A 17,818-nucleotide genomic window follows, 5' to 3' on the forward strand; every position below is an offset into this window, starting at 1 on the left:
CCTTCTGATCGGCTGCGGCCGGAGCGTCGCTCCGGCCGCAGCCTGTGTCACTCAGATGTTGCAGCTCGTCACTGGATCGCCTGGGGGTTCTCCACGTCCAGCGCGCCGTCCTTGACGAAGTAGGCGTAGATCTTCGACTCCTTGATGTCGCCCTTGTCGTCGAAGGCGATCGGACCGCTCACGCCGTCGGCGTTGTAGTCGTTGATGAACTTGTTGATGTCCTCCGGCTTCGACTTCCCGGCGTCCACCGCGGCGAGGAAGATGTTCGCGGAGTCGTACGCCTGCGTGGCGTAGAGGCCGGTCGCGCCGAAGTCGGCCGGAGCCGGACCCGCGGGAGCGGAGAGCACGGCGCCGTTGGCGCCCTTGGCACCGGCGACCTTCACGAAGTTCGGGTCCTCCGAGCCGTCGCCGGACATGAACGTCCCGGCGAAGCCGCCCTGGCGCAGCGCCTTGGCGAGCAGGCCGGCCTCGGTGTAGTAGCCACCGTAGAAGACGGCGTCCGCGCCGGACGCCTTGACCTTGGTGACGACGGCCGACATGTCGGTCTGGCCGACGGAGATCTGGTCGGAGTCGGCGAGCGCCGGGCCGAGGGCCTTCTTGACCGTGCCGGCGAGACCCTTGCTGTAGTCCTGGCCGTCGTCGACGACGAAGACCTTCTTGGCACCGCCGGTGCCGGTCAGGTAGGAGGCGTCCGCCTGGCCCTGGGCGTCGTCGTTGCCGATGACGCGGTGCCAGGTGGTCCAGCCCTGCTGCGTGATGGTGACGTTGGTGGCCGACGGGGAGATCGACGGGAGGCCGGCCTCGAAGAACGTCTTGCCGGTCGCCAGCGACTCGCCGGAGAACCCGGGGCCGACCAGGCCGAAGATCGAGTCGTCGTTGATGATCTGGGTCGCGAGGGCCGGCGCCTTGTCGGGGCTGCCCTGGGAGTCGAAGGTCTTGAGGTTGACCTTGCAGTCGGCGTTCTTCTCGTTGTGCTCCTTGATGGCCAGGTTGATGCCGTTGACCATGTTCTGGCCGAGCGCACCGGCGTCACCGGTCAGGGCGCCCAGGAACGCGATGTTCTTGCCGCACAGCGCGCTCGTGCCGGAGCTGCTGCCCTTGCTGCTCGAGTCGCTGCCGCCGTCGTCCGACGAGCCGCAAGCGGCGGTCAGGGCCAGCGCGGCGACGCCGGCCACAGAGGCGAAGCGCGCCTTCTTGGTGAATCCAGTCATGACTGTGTCCTTCTTGATGAACCGGGCGTGAACGGGCGCAATCTACCCACACCTCGGTGTGAGTGGGAGCACATAACGCCAGATGTCGCCCCCTGCCGCCGAAGCGTTATCTGGCCGTACCACACGTCCCGACGGGTGTCGAGAGCAGGACGGTCAAACCTCCGGGGTGTCGCCGGCGAGGCCCGGACCGTGCTCGATGACCCCGTCGGCCACCTGGCGCATGGAGAGCCGGAGGTCCATCGCCGTCTTCTGGATCCACCGGAACGCCTCCGGCTCCGAGAGGCTCAGCTGCTCCTGCAGCACCCCCTTGGCGCGCTCCACCGCCTTGCGGGTGTCGAGCCGCTCGGTCAGCCCGGCGACCTCGGCCTCGAGGTGGGAGAGCTCAGCGAACCGGCTCACCGCCAGCTCGATGGCGGGCACCAGGTCGCTGGCCGTGAACGGCTTGACCAGGTAGGCCATCGCGCCCGCGTCGCGGGCCCGCTCGACGAGCTCACGCTGCGAGAAGGCGGTCAGCATGACGACCGGCGCGATGCGCTCGCGGGCGATGCGCTCGGCGGCCGCGATGCCGTCCAGGACCGGCATCTTGACGTCCAGGATGACCAGGTCCGGCTTGTGCTGCGTCGCCAGGTCGATCGCCGTCTGGCCGTCGCCGGCCTGGCCCACGACCTCGTACCCCTCCTCGGCGAGCATCTCGGCGAGGTCCATCCTGATCAGCACCTCGTCCTCGGCGATGACGACGGTGCGGTGCGCGGGCTGGTCGGTCACGGAGGTCAGGTTAGGGCATCCGCAGTACGCCGCCCCGGACTGCGCCGAGGCGCGACCGGTCCGGTACGGTTCCGTGGCTGAGGCCCCGATATCCCAACGGCAGAGGAAGTCGGCTCAAACCCGATCCAGTGTGGGTTCGAATCCCACTCGGGGCACCACTCAGACGCGGCGATAGGCGGGCGCGACCTCGTTGATCGCGTCGCCCATGCGGTGGATCCGCAGCGCGTTGGTCGAGCCGGGGATCCCCGGCGGGCTGCCGGCGATGATCACGACGAGCTCGCCCTCCTCGGCGCGGCCGAGCTGCAGCAGGGCCTCGTCGACCTGGCGGACCATCTGGTCGGTGTGCTCGACCTCGTCGACCTTGAAGGTCTCCAGGCCCCAGCTCATCGACAGCTGCGAGCGGACGGTCGAGTGCGGCGTGAAGGCCAGCAGCGGGATGGAGCCGCGCAGACGGGACAGGCGTCGGGCGGAGTCGCCGGAGGTGGTGAACGCGACGAGGTACTTCGCCCCGACCCGGTCGGCGACCTCCTGCGCAGCCTTGGCGATGACGCCGGCGCGCGTGTGCGGGTCCCACGGAAGCGGCGCGAGGCTGCCCTGCTGGAACGCGTGGGTCTCGGTGGCGTCCACGATGCGCGCCATCGTCTCGACGGTGTGGATCGGGAACTCCCCCACGCTCGTCTCGGCGGAGAGCATGACGGCGTCGGCGCCGTCGAGGACGGCGTTGGCGACGTCAGACGCCTCGGCGCGGGTCGGCTGCGGGTTGGTGATCATCGACTCGAGCATCTGCGTCGCGACGATCACCGGCTTGGCGTTGAGCCGCGCCTTCTCGATGATCAGCTTCTGGAGGAACGGCACCTCCTCCAGCGGACACTCCACACCCAGGTCGCCGCGAGCGACCATGAAGGCGTCGAAGGAGTCGATGATCTCGTCGAGGTTGTCGATGGCCTGCGGCTTCTCGAGCTTCGCGACGATCGGCACGCTGATGCCGACCTCGCGCATGATCTTGCGGACGTCCTCCGCGTCGGCGGCGTCGCGCACGAACGAGAGGGCGATGAAGTCGACGCCGAGCTGCAGCGCGAAGCGGAGGTCGTCGATGTCCTTCTCGGACAGGGCCGGGACCGAGACGGCGACGCCGGGCAGGTTGATGCCCTTGTGGTTGCTGACCGGACCGCCGACCAGGACCTCGGTCTGCACATCGGTGCCGTCCGCGATCCCGGTGACGCGCAGCCGGATCTTGCCGTCGTCGATCAGCAGGATGTCGCCCGGGTTGGTGTCGCCCGGGAGGCCCTTGTAGGTCGTTCCGCAGACCATGTCGTCACCCTCGACGTCGCGGACGGTGATCGTCCACGCCTGACCTCGGCGCAGCACCCACTTCGAGCCGTCCTCCCGCGGGCGGAAGGTCTCGAGGCGGATCTTCGGGCCCTGCAGGTCAGCCAGGATGCCGACGCTCTTGCCGCTGGCGTCGGACGCGTCGCGCACCAGGCCGTAGTTACGAGCGTGGTCCTCGTGGCTGCCGTGGCTGAAGTTCAGCCGCGCGATGTCCATCCCCGCGTAGACGAGCTCCTTGATGCGGCGCTCCGTCCCGACAGCAGGGCCCAGGGTGCATACGATCTTGGCTCGTCTCACGTCTGACCACCCTACCGATACTGGATCGTTCCAAGTACATCTTCGTCAACACCCACAAGTAACAACGCCGGGACGCCGGCCCGCGTGCTCAGACCGCCAGCGGACGGTCCGTCGGCCGGATCGGCGAAGGCAGCGTCGTCGAACCGGTCAGGTACTCGTCGACCGCCGCGGCGGCGGCGCGACCCTCGGCGATCGCCCAGACGATGAGCGACTGGCCGCGGCCGGCGTCGCCGGCGACGAAGACACCGGGGACCGAGCTGGCCCAGCCGCCGTCGCGGGCGACGTTGCCGCGGGGGTCGAGCTCGACGCCGAGCTGCTCGACCAGGCCCGGCTTCTCCGGCCCGAGGAAGCCCATCGCGAAGAGGACCAGGTCGGCCATGATCTCGCGCTCGGTCCCCTCCTTCTCGACCAGCCTGCCCTCGACGAACTCGACGTCGACGAGCCTGAGCGCCCGCACGTTGCCGTCGGCGTCGCCGAGGAACTCCTTGGTCGAGACGGCGTACATGCGGTCGCCGCCCTCCTCGTGGGCCGAGGAGACGCGGAAGATCATCGGGTACGTCGGCCACGGCTGTCCGGCCGGACGCTCGAGCGAGGGCTCGGGCAGGATCTCGAGCTGCGTGATCGAGGCCGCACCCTGGCGGATGGACGTGCCGAGGCAGTCGGCGCCGGTGTCGCCGCCGCCGATGATGACGACGTGCTTGCCGGCGGCGGTGATCTGGCCGTCCACCTCCTCGCCCAGCGACACCCGGTTGGCCTGGGGCAGGAACTCCATGGCCTGGTGGACGCCGTTGAGCTCACGCCCGGGCACTGCCAGGTCGCGCGGTGCGGTGGAGCCCATGGCGAGCACGATGGCGTCGTACCGGCCCTGGAGCGCCTCACCGGTGATGTCGACGCCGACGTTGACGCCGGTCCGGAAGACGGTGCCCTCGCGGCGCATCTGCTCGAGACGCCGGTCGACGTGCTGCTTCTCCATCTTGAACTCGGGGATGCCGTAGCGCAGCAGTCCGCCGATCTTGTCGGCGCGCTCGTAGACCGCGACCGTGTGGCCGGAGCGGGTCAGCTGCTGGGCGGCGGCCAGTCCGGCCGGGCCCGAGCCGATCACGGCGACGGTGCGGCCCGAGAGCCACTCCGGCGGCTGGGGCCGCACGAAGCCGGACTCCCACGCCTTGTCGATGATCGAGACCTCGACGTTCTTGATCGTCACCGGGTCCTGGTTGATGCCGAGCACGCAGGCCGTCTCGCACGGCGCCGGGCAGAGCCGGCCGGTGAACTCCGGGAAGTTGTTGGTCGCGTGGAGGCGCTCGATCGCGCCCTCCCAGTCGTTGCGCCAGACCAGGTCGTTCCACTCCGGGATGATGTTGCCCAGCGGGCAGCCCTGGTGGCAGAACGGGATGCCGCAGTCCATGCAGCGGCCGGCCTGGGTGTTGATGATCGGGAGCAGCGCCCGCCCGACGCCGCCCGGGTAGACCTCGTTCCAGTCCCCCACCCGCTCCTCGACCGGGCGTCGGGTCGCGACCTCGCGACCCGCCTTGAGAAAGCCCTTCGGGTCAGCCATCGTTAACCTCACCTTCCGCGATCACGTCGCGTTCCTCATGACGCGCCAGTCCCACGAACAACTGCTCAGCCATGAAGTACCTCCATGATCCGCGCGGCGGCCTCGTCCTCGTCGAGGCCCTCCTCGAGGGCCTCCTCCTGGGCCTCGAGGACCCGCTTGTAGTCGCTGGGCATGACGAGGGTGAACCGCGCCAGTGCGGCCGCCCAGTCGTCGAGCAGCTCCTCGGCGACCGTCGAGCCGGTCTCCTCGAGGTGCTTGACCACGAGGGTCTTGAGCTCGTCGGCGTACTTCGTGCCCACCGGCCCGAGCTCCACGAGCTCGGGGTTGACGCGCTGCGCCATCAGGTCGAGCACGAAGGCGTAGCCGCCCGACATGCCCGCCGCGAAGTTGCGGCCGGTCCCGCCGAGCACGACCACGCGACCGCCGGTCATGTACTCGCAGCCGTGGTCACCCACGCCCTCGGTGACGATGGTGGCACCGGAGTTGCGCACGCAGCACCGCTCCCCCACGCCGCCGCGGATGAAGATCTCACCCGACGTGGCGCCGTAGGCGATCGTGTTGCCCGCGATGACGTGCTCCTCGGCCCGGAACGTGACCGACCGGTCGGGCCGGATCACGATCCGGCCGCCGGAGAGCCCCTTGCCGACGTAGTCGTTGGCGTCGCCCTCGAGCCGGAGCGTGACGCCCCGCGGCACGAACGCGCCGAAGGACTGGCCGGCCGACCCGATGAAGGTCAGGTCGATGGTGCCGTCCGGGAGGCCGCCGCCGCGGTACTTCTTGGTGACCTCGTGACCGACGATCGTGCCGACGGTGCGGTTGACGTTGGTGATCTGCACCTGGGCCCGCACCGGCTCGCCGTGCTCGATCGCCGGGCCGACGAGCGGCAGCAGCGTGGTGACGTCGAGCGACCGCTCCAGGCCGTGGTCCTGCGACGTCACACGACGCAGGGCCTGCTCGGCGAACTGACCGGGCAGCTCGACCTTGTGGAAGATCGGGGACAGGTCGAGCCCCGACGCCTTCCAGTGGTCGATCGCCCGCCGGGCGTCGAGCACCTCGACCTGGCCGATCGCCTCCTCGAGGGAGCGGAACCCGAGCTCGGCGAGGATCTCGCGCACCTCCTCGGCGAGGTACATGAAGAAGTTGACGATGTGCTGGGCCTGGCCGGTGAAGCGCTCGCGCAGCAGCGGGTTCTGCGTCGCGACACCCACCGGGCAGGTGTCGAGGTGGCAGACCCGCATGAGGATGCAGCCGGCGACCACCAGCGGAGCGGTGGCGAAGCCGTACTCCTCGGCGCCCAGCAGCGCGGCGATGACGACGTCGCGACCGGTCTTGAGCTGGCCGTCGGTCTGGACGACGATCCGGTCGCGCAGCCCGTTGAGGAGCAGCGTCTGCTGCGCCTCGGCGAGGCCGAGCTCCCAGGGGCCGCCCGCGTGCTTGAGCGACGTCAGCGGCGAGGCGCCGGTGCCGCCGTCGTGGCCGGAGATGAGCACCACGTCGGCGTGCGCCTTCGAGACGCCCGCCGCGACCGTCCCGACGCCGACCTCGGCCACGAGCTTGACGTGCACCCGCGCAGCGGGGTTGGCGTTCTTGAGGTCGTGGATCAGCTGCGCCAGGTCCTCGATCGAGTAGATGTCGTGGTGCGGCGGAGGGCTGATCAGGCCGACGCCCGGCGTCGAGTGCCGGGTCCGGGCCACCCACGGGTAGACCTTGTGGCCGGGCAGCTGGCCGCCCTCGCCGGGCTTGGCGCCCTGCGCCATCTTGATCTGGATGTCGTCGGCGTTGGTGAGGTACTCGCTGGTGACGCCGAACCGGCCGGACGCGACCTGCTTGATCGCGCTGCGCCGGGCCGGGTCGTAGAGCCGCTCCGGGTCCTCGCCGCCCTCGCCCGTGTTGGACTTCGCGCCCAGCATGTTCATGGCGATGGCGAGGGTCTCGTGCGCCTCCTGGGAGATCGAGCCGTAGGACATCGCGCCCGTCGAGAACCGCTTCACGATCTGGCTGGCCGGCTCCACCTCGTCGATCGAGATCGGCCGGCGGCCGGTCTCCTCGCCGTCCTTGAAGCGGAACAGGCCGCGCAGCGTCATCAGCCGCTCGGACTGCTCGTCCACCCGCGACGTGTACTGCTTGAAGATGTCGTAGCGGCCGGCCCGGGTGGCGTGCTGGAGCCGGAAGACGGTCTCCGGGTCGAACAGGTGCGGCTCGCCCTCGCGGCGCCACTGGTACTCGCCGCCGATCGCGAGCTCGCGGTGGGCAGGTGCCACGCCGCCCCGCGGGTACGCCGAGGCGTGCCGCCTCGCGACCTCCTCCGCGATCACGTCGAGGTCGACGCCGCCGAGCTTGGAGACCGTGCCGGTGAAGTACTTGTCGACCACCGACCGCGACAGGCCGACGGACTCGAAGATCTGGGCGCCCATGTAGGACGCGACCGTCGAGACGCCCATCTTCGACATGACCTTCAGGACACCCTTGCCGAGCGCCTTGATGAGGTTCGCGACCGCGGCCTCGGGCTCGGCCTTGACGTAGTGGCCCTCGCGGGCGAGGTCCTCGACCGACTCCATGGCGAGGTAGGGGTTCACGGCCGTCGCGCCGTAGCCGACGAGCAGTGCCACGTGGTGGACCTCGCGGACGTCGCCGGCCTCGACCAGCAGGCCGACCTGGGTGCGGGTCTTCTCGCGGACGAGGTGGTGGTGCACGGCGCCGGTGAGGAGCAGCGACGGGATCGGCGCCAGGTCGGCCGTCGAGTGACGGTCGCTGAGCAGGATGATCCGGGCGCCGCCGGCGATCGCCTCGGAGACCTCGGCGCAGATCTCGTCGAGCCGGGCCGCCATCGCCGACCCACCGCCGTGGACGTCGTACAGGCCGCGTGAGACGTGCGCGATGAATCCCGGCATGTCGCCGTCGCGGTTGATGTGCCGGATCTTGGCGAGGTCGTCGTTGGAGATGACCGGGAACGGCAGCACGACCTGGCGGCACGACGCGGGGGTCGGCTCGAGCAGGTTGGCCTCCGGCCCGATCGTGCCCGCGAGGCTCGTGACGAGCTCCTCGCGGATCGCGTCCAGCGGCGGGTTGGTGACCTGCGCGAAGAGCTGCGCGAAGTAGTCGAACAGCAGCCGCGGCTTGTCGCTCAGGGCCGCGATCGGGCTGTCGGTGCCCATCGAGCCGATCGGCTCGGCGCCGGTGTTGGCCATCGGCGTGAGGAGGACGCGGAGCTCCTCCTCGGTGTAGCCGAAGACCTGCTGGCGGCGGGTGACCGACGCGTGCGTGTGGACGATGTGCTCGCGCTCGGGGACGTCCTCGAGCTTGATCAGGCCCGCGTGCAGCCACTCGTCGTAGGGGTTCTCGGCAGCGAGCTCGGCCTTGATCTCGTCGTCCTCGATGATCCGGTGCTCGTCGGTGTCGATGAGGAACATCCGGCCCGGCTGCATCCGGCCCTTGCGGACCACCGTGGCCGGGTCGATGTCGTGCAGGACGCCGGCCTCGGAGCCGTAGATGACCAGCCCGTCGTCGGTGACCCAGTAGCGCCCCGGGCGCAGGCCGTTGCGGTCGAGGACGGCGCCGACCTGGGTCCCGTCGGTGAAGACGACGTTGGCCGGGCCGTCCCACGGCTCCATCAGCGTGGAGTGGAACTCGTAGAAGGCGCGCCGCTGCGCGTCCATCTCGCCGTGGTTCTCCCAGGCCTCCGGGATCATCATCAGCACCGAGTGCGGGAGGCTGCGGCCGCCCATATGGAGCAGCTCGAGCACCTCGTCGAAGCTCGCCGAGTCCGACGCGCCGGGCGTGCAGATCGGGAAGATCCGCTCGAGGTCGCCGGGGATCAGGTCGGAGGTCAGCAGCGCCTCGCGGGCCCGCATCCAGTTGCGGTTGCCCATCACGGTGTTGATCTCGCCGTTGTGGGCGATGAACCGGAACGGGTGGCTCAGCGGCCAGCTCGGGAAGGTGTTGGTCGAGAACCGCGAGTGCACCACGGCGATGGCCGAGGCGATCCGCTCATCGCGCAGGTCGGGGAAGACGTCGGCGAGCTGGGCGGTGGTGAGCATGCCCTTGTAGACCAGGGTGCGGCACGACAGCGACGGGAAGTAGACGTCGGTCTCCCGCTCGGCGCGCTTGCGCAGCACGAAGGCCAGACGCTCGAGCGCCATGCCGGTGAGGCGCTTGCCCGCGCCCGCGACGAAGAGCTGCTCGAAGCTCGGCATGACCGCGAGGGCGGTCGGGCCGAGGGTCGCCGGCTCGACCGGCACGGGGCGCCAGCCGAGGACGTCGAGGCCCTCCTCGGCGGCGATCTCCTCGATGCGCTGCTTGGCCTTGGTGACGTCGTCCTCGCCGCCCGGGAGGAAGGCGGTGCCGACGGCGTAGGCGCCGGCGGTGGGCAGGTCGAACCCCGCCACCGCCCGCAGGAACGCGTCGGGGACCTGGAGGAGGATGCCGGCACCGTCCCCGGAGTTGACCTCGGCGCCCGCGGCACCGCGGTGGTCGAGGTTCTCCAGGGCGATGATGCCCTTGCGGACGATCTCGTGGCTGGGTACGCCGGTCAGGGTCGCTACGAAGGCCACGCCACAGGCGTCACGCTCGAAACGGGGGTCGTAGAGGCCCTGGGGCGAGGGGAACGAGTGCGAGTAGGGCACCGAAGCTCTCCCGTCGACTTCGTGCATGCGCAACGTCAGACCAGCGAGGCTGGGAGAGGCGTGCGCCATGCGGTTCGGCAAGAAACAGCTTGGGACGGCATTGGCCCACGCGATACGCGCACGTTACCACTGGGTGACGAGCGGCCGCACGGACCGTCCGCCTGTCAGTCCTCCGCGGCGGGAGCGGGGGCCTCGGCCGGCCGGTCGGCGTACACCTGGGACTCGCGGCCCGGGTTGCGGCGCAGGCTCCAGACGAAGTAGGCGACGGCCGCCACGAACAGCACGATCGAGGTCCACACGTTGAACCGCAGACCGAAGACGTCGTGCAGCTCGACGGTGTCGATGCGGAGCTGCTCGATCCAGAACCGGCCGGCGGTGTAGATGATGACGTAGAGCGCCATCACGCGGCCGTAGCCGATCCCGCTGCGCCCATTTCTGGGGCGCTCGAGCCACAGGATGAGCGCGAAGCCGGCCAGGTTCCACAGCGCCTCGTAGAGGAACGTCGGGTGGAACGTGGCGAAGTCGGCGTACCCCGGGACGCGGTGCGCCTCGTCGATCTTCAGGCCCCACGGCAGGTCGGTCGGGCGGCCGTAGAGCTCCTGGTTGAACCAGTTGCCGAACCGCCCGAGCGCCTGCGCGACGAGCAGGCTGGGCGCGATCACGTCCATGAGCGGCCGCATGCGGATGTCGTGCTGCCGGGCGCCGATGTAGGCGCCGAGCGCCCCGCCGGCGATGCCGCCCCAGATCCCGAGGCCGCCGTGCCAGATGTAGAGGATGTCCCAGGCGCTGCGGCCCGCCCCGAAGTAGAGGTCGTGGTCGGTGGCCACGTGGTAGAGCCGGGCGCCGATGATGCCGAAGGGCACCGCCCAGAGCCCGATGTCCTGGATCTGCCCCGCCTTGCCGCCGCGGGCCACCCAGCGGCGCTCGCTGATCCACACGGCGATGAAGATGCCGAGCACGATGCACAGCGCGTAGCCGCGGATCGGCACCGGGCCGAGGTGCCAGACGCCCTGCGACGGGCTGGGGATGCTCATCGCGGTCATCGCTGGGGCGATCGTCATTCCTGGGGGGCCTTCCCGTGCAGCAGCGCCTGTACGTCGGCCGCGAACTGCGCCGAGGAGGTGTCCATGTCCCACAGGACCGTGCTGGTGTCGTCGCTCCCGATCGCGCTCACCTGGGTGCTGTGGGTGTTGAGGTCGTAGCCGCCGCTGGGCAGCTTGGTGCCGTCGGCGACGTAGATCGCGAGCGGCTTGGCCACGTCCACGATCGTCTGCAGGTCGCCGGTGAGCCCGATGAAGCTCGGGTCGTAGCGGTCGAGATACTTGCGCAGCACTCCCGCCGTGTCCCGCGCCGGGTCGGTCGTCACGAACACGACGTCGACCTTCTCACGATCGGCCTTCTTCAGGCGCGTCATCGCGCTGGTGAGGCTCGACATCACCATCGGGCAGATGTCGGGGCAGTGCGTGTAGCCGAAGAACACCAGCGTGAGCGGCTTCTTCGTGTCCTCGGTCAGCGAGTACGGCGACCCGTCGGTGTCCGTCAGCGACGTGGCCGGGACGTGGTAGGCGTCGTGGGTGACGCCGGAGAACGCGACCTCGCCCGCGCCTCCCCCGCCTCCGCAGGCCGAGAGGGCGAGCAGCCCGGCCGCGAGCGCGGCGACGAGCGCCCTACGCACGCCGGACGCCCGCAGCCAGCTCCTCGGTGAGCGCCGACAGGGCGCGCAGCCCGGCCGAGCGGTCACCCGCGTTGTCGAGCAGGGCCCGCACGAAGGCGCTGCCGACGATCACCCCGTCGGCGTACTCCGCGAGCTCGGCGGCCTGCTCGCCGGTGCTGACGCCGACGCCGACGCCGACCGGGAGATCCGTCGTGGCCTTCGTCCGCGCGATGAGCGGGCCGACCACCTCGGCGGTGGCCCGGCGCCCGCCCGTGACGCCCATGACGCCCGTCGCGTAGACGAAGCCGCGGGAGGCGGCGGTCGTCATCGCGATCCGCTCGTCGGTGCTCGACGGGGCGACCAGGAAGACCCTGTCGAGGTCGTGCGCGTCTGCGGCGGCGATCCAGGCGTCGGCGTAGTCCGGTGTGATGTCGGGGGTGATCAGGCCGGCGCCGCCCGCGTTGGCGAGGTCGGCCGCGAAGCGCTCCACGCCGTACCTCTCGATGGGGTTCCAGTAGGTCATCACCACCGTGGGGACGCCCGTGGCGGCGACCGCCTCGACCGTGCGGAGCACGTCGCGCGTGCGGACGCCGCCGTCGAGCGCCTGCTGGGCGGCGGCCTGGATGGTCGGCCCGTCCATGACCGGGTCGCTGTAGGGCAGCCCGATCTCGATGACGTCGCAGCCTGCCACGACCATGGCCTTGAGGCCGTCGATCGCGCCGTCGACGTCGGGAAAGCCGGCGGGCAGGTAGCCGATCAGCGCGGCCCGGCCGTCGGCCTTCGCCTTCTCGAACGCGGTGCTGGTGCTGGCGCTGGGGCCGGTCATGACTTCGCCCCCTCGGCGATCTGGGCGTCGGTGGCGCCGACCGGTGTGCCGTCGGGCTTGGCCTGGCCCAGGCCGAACCACTCCACGGCCGTGCCCATGTCCTTGTCGCCGCGACCACTGAGGTTGACCAGGATGGTCGAGCCCTCGGGCAGGTCGGGCGCGATCCGCAGGGCGCCGGCGACGGCGTGCGCCGACTCGATGGCCGGGATGATCCCCTCGGTGCGGGAGAGCAGGGCGAAGGCCTCCATCGCCTCGGCGTCGGTCACCGGCTGGTAGGTGGCACGGCCCGTCTTGGCCAGCCAGGAGTGCTGCGGCCCGACGCCCGGGTAGTCCAGGCCGGCCGAGATCGAGTGCGACTCGATGGTCTGGCCGTCGTCGTCCTGCAGCACGTAGGTGCGGGCCCCGTGCAGCACGCCTGTGTCGCCGGCGGTGATCGTGGCGGCGTGCCGGCCGGTGTCGAAGCCGTCGCCGCCCGCCTCGAAGCCGTAGATGCGCACGTCGGCGTCGTCGAGGAACGCCGTGAAGAGCCCGATCGCGTTCGACCCGCCGCCCACGCAGGCGGCGATCGCGTCCGGCAGGGCGCCGTACTGCTCGAGCGACTGCGCGCGGGCCTCGTCGCCGATGCCGCGGACGAGGTCGCGCACGAGCGTCGGGAACGGGTGCGGGCCGGCGGCCGTGCCGAAGAGGTAGGCGGTCGTCTCGACGCTGGAGACCCAGTCGCGCAGCGCCTCGTTGATCGCATCCTTGAGGGTCGCGCTGCCGGACTCGACGGGGATGACCTCCGCGCCGAGCAGCTGCATGCGGGCGACGTTGAGCGCCTGGCGCTCGGTGTCGACCTTGCCCATGTAGACGGTGCAGTCGAGGCCGAAGTAGGCCGCGGCGGTGGCGCTGGCGACGCCGTGCTGGCCGGCGCCGGTCTCCGCGATCACCCGGGACTTCCCCATCCGCTTGGTCAGCAGCGCCTGGCCGAGGACGTTGCGGATCTTGTGCGCGCCGGTGTGGTTGAGGTCCTCGCGCTTGAGCAGGATGCGTCGGCCGACCGACTCCGAGAGCCGCTTGGCCTCGTAGAGCGGGCTGGGCAGGTTGGCGTAGTCGCGCAGGATCGCCTCGAAGTCGGCGACGAACGCGGGGTCGGCCTTCGCCTCCTGCCAGGCCGCGTCGAGCTCGTCGAGCGCCTTCATCAGCGCCTCGGGCATGTACTTGCCGCCGAAGCCCTCGAGGGGGCCGCCGAACCAGCCCTTGTCGTCCGCGTCGAAGCTCACTGGGTTCGTCACTGGGTTCGTCACTGGGTTCGTCACTGGGTCACTCACTGGGTCACTCCCGTCATGCTGCGGACGGCGGACTCGGGGTCGCCGTCCTTGACCAGCGCCTCGCCGACGAGCACCACGCGGGCGCCCTCGGCGACGACCCGCGCGACGTCGGCCGCGCCGAAGATGCCCGACTCGGCGACCTTGACCCGGTCGTCGGGGATGCCGGGGGCCAGCCGGGCGAACGTGTCGCCGTCGACGGTGAGGGTCTTGAGGTTGCGCGCGTTGACGCCGACCAGCTCGGCGCCGAGCGCCACCGCGCGCTCGGTCTCGGTCTCGTCGTGGACCTCGACGAGCGCCCGCATCCCCAGCTCGCGGGTCAGCTCGTAGAGCGCGCGCAGGCTGTCGTCGTCGAGCGCCGAGCACATCAGCAGGACGAGGTCCGCGCCCGCCGCCCGCGCCTCGAGGACCTGGTAGGGCTCGACGGTGAAGTCCTTGCGCAGCAGCGGTACGTCGACCGCCGCGCGCACCGCGCGCAGGTCGGCGAGGCTCCCGCCGAAGCGGCGCTGCTCGGTGAGGACGCTGATCGCGCCCGCTCCCCCGCGGGCGTAGGCCCGGGCCAGCACCGCCGGGTCGGGGATGTCGGCGAGGGCGCCCTTGCTGGGGCTCCTGCGCTTGACCTCGGCGATCACGCTGCTGCCCGCGGCGCGGAAGTGTGGCATCGGGTCACGGGGCGGGTCGACGTCGGCGAGGGCGGCGCGCAGGTCCGCCTCGCTCACACCGGCCCGGCGCTCCTCGAGGTCGATGCGGACGCCGGCGATGATCTCGCCGAGCACACCCTCTGACACGCTGTGTTCCTCTCCCGCTGCGTCGCTGCGCCTCTGAGTGTTTCATGCGGGACCCAACCGGCTGCCGCCGCCCGGGAGGGCTGAGACGCCGCGCGGCTCAGGGAGCCAGCCAGGCCCCGGTCGGCGTGTTGCGGAGCACCATGAACGCCAGCGCGACGACCCCGGCGGTCCACCACAGCGTGTGCTGGGCGCGCTCTGGGATCGGGCGCATGGGCGTCCCCCGCCAGGCGCGGACCGCCCAGAGCGCGAGCACGGCGACGGCGATCGGGATCCCGACGGCGACCAGCACGTTGCTCGAGACCGCAGCCCCGACGTTGCCGTCGGTGAGGTCGTTGACCGCGCGGAGGCCGCCGCAGCCGCGGCAGTAGACGCCCATCATGGCGAGCGGGCAGAAGCCCCAGCTGCCCTGCTGGTGCGGGTCGCGCAGGTGCAGCGCGAGGGTCGCCGCGCTCAGCGTGCCGATCGTGACCAGCGGCGCACGCAGCCGTTCCGCCCGCGCCGCCCGCGCCGTCATGCGACTAGTGGCCGCCGTGGAAGCCGAGCTTGGCGAGGACGCCGAAGAGCACGCCGGCGAGGAGGACCAGGGCGACGCCGATCCAGAAGACGACGTAGTTGGCCGGGCTCAGCATGAGGCCGACGCTTCCCACCATGAAGCCGATCAACGCCACAGCGACGGCGCTCCAGGCGGCCGGAGTGTTTCCGTGGTGGCTGTCGGGCATGGGGACTCCTTCGATCAAGCTGCGGGTGTGGCGCGATAGTCGCGGCAGCAGTCTATTCGGGTCGCTCCGTGGTCCGGTCGGCGGTCGGATCGTTGCCCTGGTCGAGTGCCTTCCAGACGTCGATGCTGGACTGCTCCTGGAGCGGGACCGCAGGCGCGGCCGCACCGGCCGGGGCGTCGTACTTGCGGCCCATCTCGGGCCAGCCGGGCGCCGCCCGGAAGGCGGCGAGCGCGGCCAGCGTGGTCAGGACGGCGCCGCCGAGGGCGATCCAGCCCCAGGCGGTCTTGTGCGGTGTCGGCTGTGCGTCGTCGTAGGAGAACCAGCCGATGTCGACCGGCCGGTCGTCGAGCAGCCCGTGGACGGCGAGCGCCGCTGCGGCGACGCCGGCCACGACCGCCAGGACGGCCACCGCACGGCGGGCCCGGCTGCGGGTCACGAGCAGGACGCCCCATGCGGCGAGCGCGACCAGGGCCAGCGCCTCCACCTCGGGCCGGCCGAGGCCGCCTCCACTGTTCACCACAGCGTCGCCGAAGCCGACCCACGGCTTGTGGCCGGCGAGCGCCGTCAGCCCCGCCGAGGCCAGTCCCACGAGGACGACCGGGCCGAAGCTGCGGCGGCGCCTGTCCACGGTCACGACAGCAGATCGGCGTCGAAGCAGGTGCGGTCGCCGGTGTGGCAGGCCGCGCCCTCCTGGTCGACCTTCACGAGCAGGGCGTCGCCGTCGCAGTCGAGGCGGACCTCCTTGACCCACTGGCGGTGGCCGGAGGTCTGGCCCTTGACCCAGTAGTCCTGGCGGCTGCGGGACCAGTACGTCGCCCGACCGGTGGTCAGCGTCCGGGAGAGGGCCTCGTCGTCCATCCAGGCGAGCATCAGCACCTCGCCGGTGTCGTGCTGCTGCACGATCGCCGGGATCAGGCCGTTCAGGGTGCGCTTGAGGCGCGCGGCGATGGCGGGATCGAGGCTCATGCGCCCATTCTCCCCTGCTGCGCCACCCACGACCGATGCAGCCGGTCGTAGACCGACCCGTGCTCCCTGACCAGCTCGTCGTGCGGTCCGCGCTGGACGATGCGGCCGGCGTCGATGACGACCACCTCGTCGGCGTTCTCCGCCGTGGACAGGCGGTGCGCGATCGTGACGCTGGTGCGGCCCGACATCAGCCGCTCCAGCGCCCGGCCGATCCGCATCTCCAGGGCCGGGTCGACGGCGCTGGTCGCCTCGTCGAGGACCAGCAGGTCGGGATCGGCGAGCTGGGCGCGCAGCAGGGCGACCAGCTGTCGCTCCCCCGCGCTGAGCGCCTCGCCGCGCTGGCCCGCCCGGGTGTCCAGGCCGCGGGGCAGCCCAGCCAGCCAGTCGCCCAGCCCCAGCTCGTCCGCGGCACGGCTGATGTCGTCGTACGTCGCGTCGAGGCGGCCGTAGCGCGCGTTGGCCGCGATGGTGTCGTCGAAGAGGAAGCCCTCCTGCGGCACGAGCACGACGCTGCTGCGCAGGCTGTCCTGTCGGATGGCGCGCAGGTCGACGCCGTCGAGCCGGACCGAGCCCTCCGTGGGGTCCATCAGGCGGGTGAGCAGCTTGGCGATGGTCGACTTGCCGCTGCCGGTCTCCCCGACGACGGCGACGCGGCGGCCGGCGTCGATGGTGAGGTCGACGTCGTGCAGCACCGGGCGGCCGCCCGGGTAGGCGAACGTGACGTGGTCGAACCTGACGTCGACGGCGGCGCGCGGCAGCGTCTGGCCGTCCGGCCCGGGATCGACGAGGTCGGCCGGGGTCTCCAGGACGCCGATGACGCGACGCCAGCTCGCGATGGCGTTCTGCGCGTCGGTCAGGATCTGGGTGCCCATCTGCACCGGGCCGACGAAGAGCGTGACGAGGAACGCGAACGCGAGCACCCGGCCGGCGGTCATGCCGTGCGCCGCGCCCAGCCACACGCCGACCAGCAGCACGCCGGCATTGGCGAAGCCCGCGGAGATGCCGCCGAGGGAGAAGGAGAAGACGGTGAACTGCTGGGCCCGGGTCTGCGCGGTCATGTTGGCGTCGACAGCGGCGTCGATGCGCTGCTGGGTGCGGGCCTCGACGGCGTACGCCTTGACCACGGCGGCGCCGACGACGGGCTCGGAGACGGCCGACAGCAGCGCCCCGACGTTCTGGCGCACCTGGGTGTAGGCGTCGCTCAGCTTGCGCTGGAACCACCGGATGCTCACGAAGAGCGGGGCGAACGCCACCCAGACCACGATCGCCAGCTGCCAGGAGTAGACGGCCATCACGACGGTCGCGACGAGCACCTGCCCGATGCTGACGACGAAGAGGATGCCGCCGAAGACGAGGAACTGGCTGATCTGGTCGACGTCGCTGGTCACCCGGCTGACGAGCGCGCCGCGCCGCTCGGTGTTCTGGGTGAGCATGGGCAGGTCGTGGACGTGCCGGAAGGCCTTGGTGCGCAGGGTCGCGAGACCGCGCTCGGAGGCGGTGAAGAGCCGGCTCGTCATCAGGTACGACGACAGGCCGGTCAGCACGATCGCGACGGCGCTGATCGCTGCGGCCGCCAGCGTGAACCCGAGGTCGGGCCCGCCCTTCGCGCCGATGCCCCGGTCGAGGGTCTGCTGCACCGCGATCGGCACGACCACCTGGCCGGCGCTCGCGAGGACCGCGAGGAGGAGCGTGACCCTGATGCCCGACGTCAGCTCGGGCGAGTGCCTGACGCCCTGCCGCAGCGTCGCGAGGGCGCCGAGCTCGGCGCCGGTGCTCATC

15 protein-coding genes and 1 tRNA gene are annotated in these 17,818 nt (G+C 71.1%); 1 reads left to right on the plus strand and 15 read right to left on the minus strand.

What is annotated here, in order from left to right:
• Window positions 1–68 precede the first annotated feature (68 nt).
• Both BM236_RS05450 and BM236_RS05455 read right to left on the minus strand, forming a co-directional pair.
• Window positions 69–1,211 carry a branched-chain amino acid ABC transporter substrate-binding protein gene (locus tag BM236_RS05450; protein ID WP_091121131.1) on the minus strand — a complete coding sequence of 381 codons (1,143 nt, stop codon included), beginning with the start codon at window positions 1,209–1,211 and terminating at the stop codon, window positions 69–71.
• A gap of 153 nt (window positions 1,212–1,364) precedes the next feature.
• The gene (locus BM236_RS05455) at window positions 1,365–2,066 is read right to left on the minus strand and encodes an ANTAR domain-containing response regulator (protein WP_425434184.1); all 702 of its coding nucleotides are present in this window, start codon (window positions 2,064–2,066) and stop codon (window positions 1,365–1,367) included.
• On the opposite strand from BM236_RS05455, the gene BM236_RS05460 reads away from it, so the two are divergent.
• Window positions 2,059–2,134 (plus strand) — tRNA-Leu (locus BM236_RS05460). The genes BM236_RS05455 and BM236_RS05460 overlap by 8 nt on opposite strands.
• A gap of 1 nt (window position 2,135) precedes the next feature.
• Here the strand turns inward: BM236_RS05460 and pyk are convergent.
• The 13 genes from pyk to BM236_RS05525 form a co-directional block, all read right to left on the minus strand.
• Complete coding sequence (pyk, locus tag BM236_RS05465; RefSeq protein ID WP_091121136.1) at window positions 2,136–3,602, minus strand: pyruvate kinase; 1,467 nt, start codon at window positions 3,600–3,602, stop codon at window positions 2,136–2,138.
• A gap of 88 nt (window positions 3,603–3,690) precedes the next feature.
• Complete coding sequence (locus BM236_RS05470; protein WP_091121138.1) at window positions 3,691–5,157, minus strand: glutamate synthase subunit beta; 1,467 nt, start codon at window positions 5,155–5,157, stop codon at window positions 3,691–3,693.
• A gap of 65 nt (window positions 5,158–5,222) precedes the next feature.
• Complete coding sequence (gene gltB / locus BM236_RS05475) at window positions 5,223–9,779, minus strand: glutamate synthase large subunit (RefSeq protein WP_245750150.1); 4,557 nt, start codon at window positions 9,777–9,779, stop codon at window positions 5,223–5,225.
• 164 nt (window positions 9,780–9,943) lie between these two features.
• Entirely contained in the window at window positions 9,944–10,813 is an 870-nt protein-coding gene (lgt, locus tag BM236_RS05480; RefSeq protein ID WP_245750151.1) for a prolipoprotein diacylglyceryl transferase, read from the minus strand.
• Window positions 10,814–10,836: 23 nt separating this feature from the next.
• Window positions 10,837–11,454, minus strand: coding sequence for an SCO family protein (locus tag BM236_RS05485; protein WP_245750152.1), 618 nt, complete (start codon window positions 11,452–11,454; stop codon window positions 10,837–10,839).
• Window positions 11,447–12,259, minus strand: coding sequence for a tryptophan synthase subunit alpha (gene trpA, locus BM236_RS05490; RefSeq protein WP_091121146.1), 813 nt, complete (start codon window positions 12,257–12,259; stop codon window positions 11,447–11,449). Before trpA ends, BM236_RS05485 begins: the two co-directional genes overlap by 8 nt.
• Window positions 12,256–13,521 (minus strand): tryptophan synthase subunit beta, encoded by a 1,266-nt coding sequence (gene trpB, locus BM236_RS05495; RefSeq protein WP_281247628.1) that lies wholly within the window; start codon window positions 13,519–13,521, stop codon window positions 12,256–12,258. The genes trpA and trpB overlap by 4 nt, the downstream gene beginning before the upstream one ends.
• Window positions 13,522–13,565: 44 nt before the next feature.
• Window positions 13,566–14,354, minus strand: a complete 789-nt coding sequence (trpC, locus tag BM236_RS05500) for an indole-3-glycerol phosphate synthase TrpC (protein ID WP_245750153.1) — start codon at window positions 14,352–14,354, stop codon at window positions 13,566–13,568.
• A gap of 97 nt (window positions 14,355–14,451) precedes the next feature.
• A complete protein-coding gene (locus tag BM236_RS05505) occupies window positions 14,452–14,868 on the minus strand; it encodes a DUF2752 domain-containing protein (RefSeq protein ID WP_091121151.1) in 417 nt (138 codons plus the stop codon).
• Between the two features lie 4 nt (window positions 14,869–14,872).
• A complete protein-coding gene (locus BM236_RS05510; protein WP_091121154.1) occupies window positions 14,873–15,073 on the minus strand; it encodes an HGxxPAAW family protein in 201 nt (66 codons plus the stop codon).
• Between the two features lie 52 nt (window positions 15,074–15,125).
• Window positions 15,126–15,707 (minus strand): Trp biosynthesis-associated membrane protein, encoded by a 582-nt coding sequence (locus BM236_RS05515; protein ID WP_175507562.1) that lies wholly within the window; start codon window positions 15,705–15,707, stop codon window positions 15,126–15,128.
• A complete protein-coding gene (gene hisI, locus BM236_RS05520; protein WP_091121158.1) occupies window positions 15,704–16,039 on the minus strand; it encodes a phosphoribosyl-AMP cyclohydrolase in 336 nt (111 codons plus the stop codon). Before hisI ends, BM236_RS05515 begins: the two co-directional genes overlap by 4 nt.
• Complete coding sequence (locus tag BM236_RS05525) at window positions 16,036–17,817, minus strand: ABC transporter ATP-binding protein (RefSeq protein ID WP_091121539.1); 1,782 nt, start codon at window positions 17,815–17,817, stop codon at window positions 16,036–16,038. The genes hisI and BM236_RS05525 overlap by 4 nt, the downstream gene beginning before the upstream one ends.
• Window position 17,818: the final 1 nt, after the last annotated feature.

This window comes from Nocardioides terrae (assembly GCF_900112345.1).
Lineage (GTDB): Bacteria > Actinomycetota > Actinomycetes > Propionibacteriales > Nocardioidaceae > Nocardioides > Nocardioides terrae.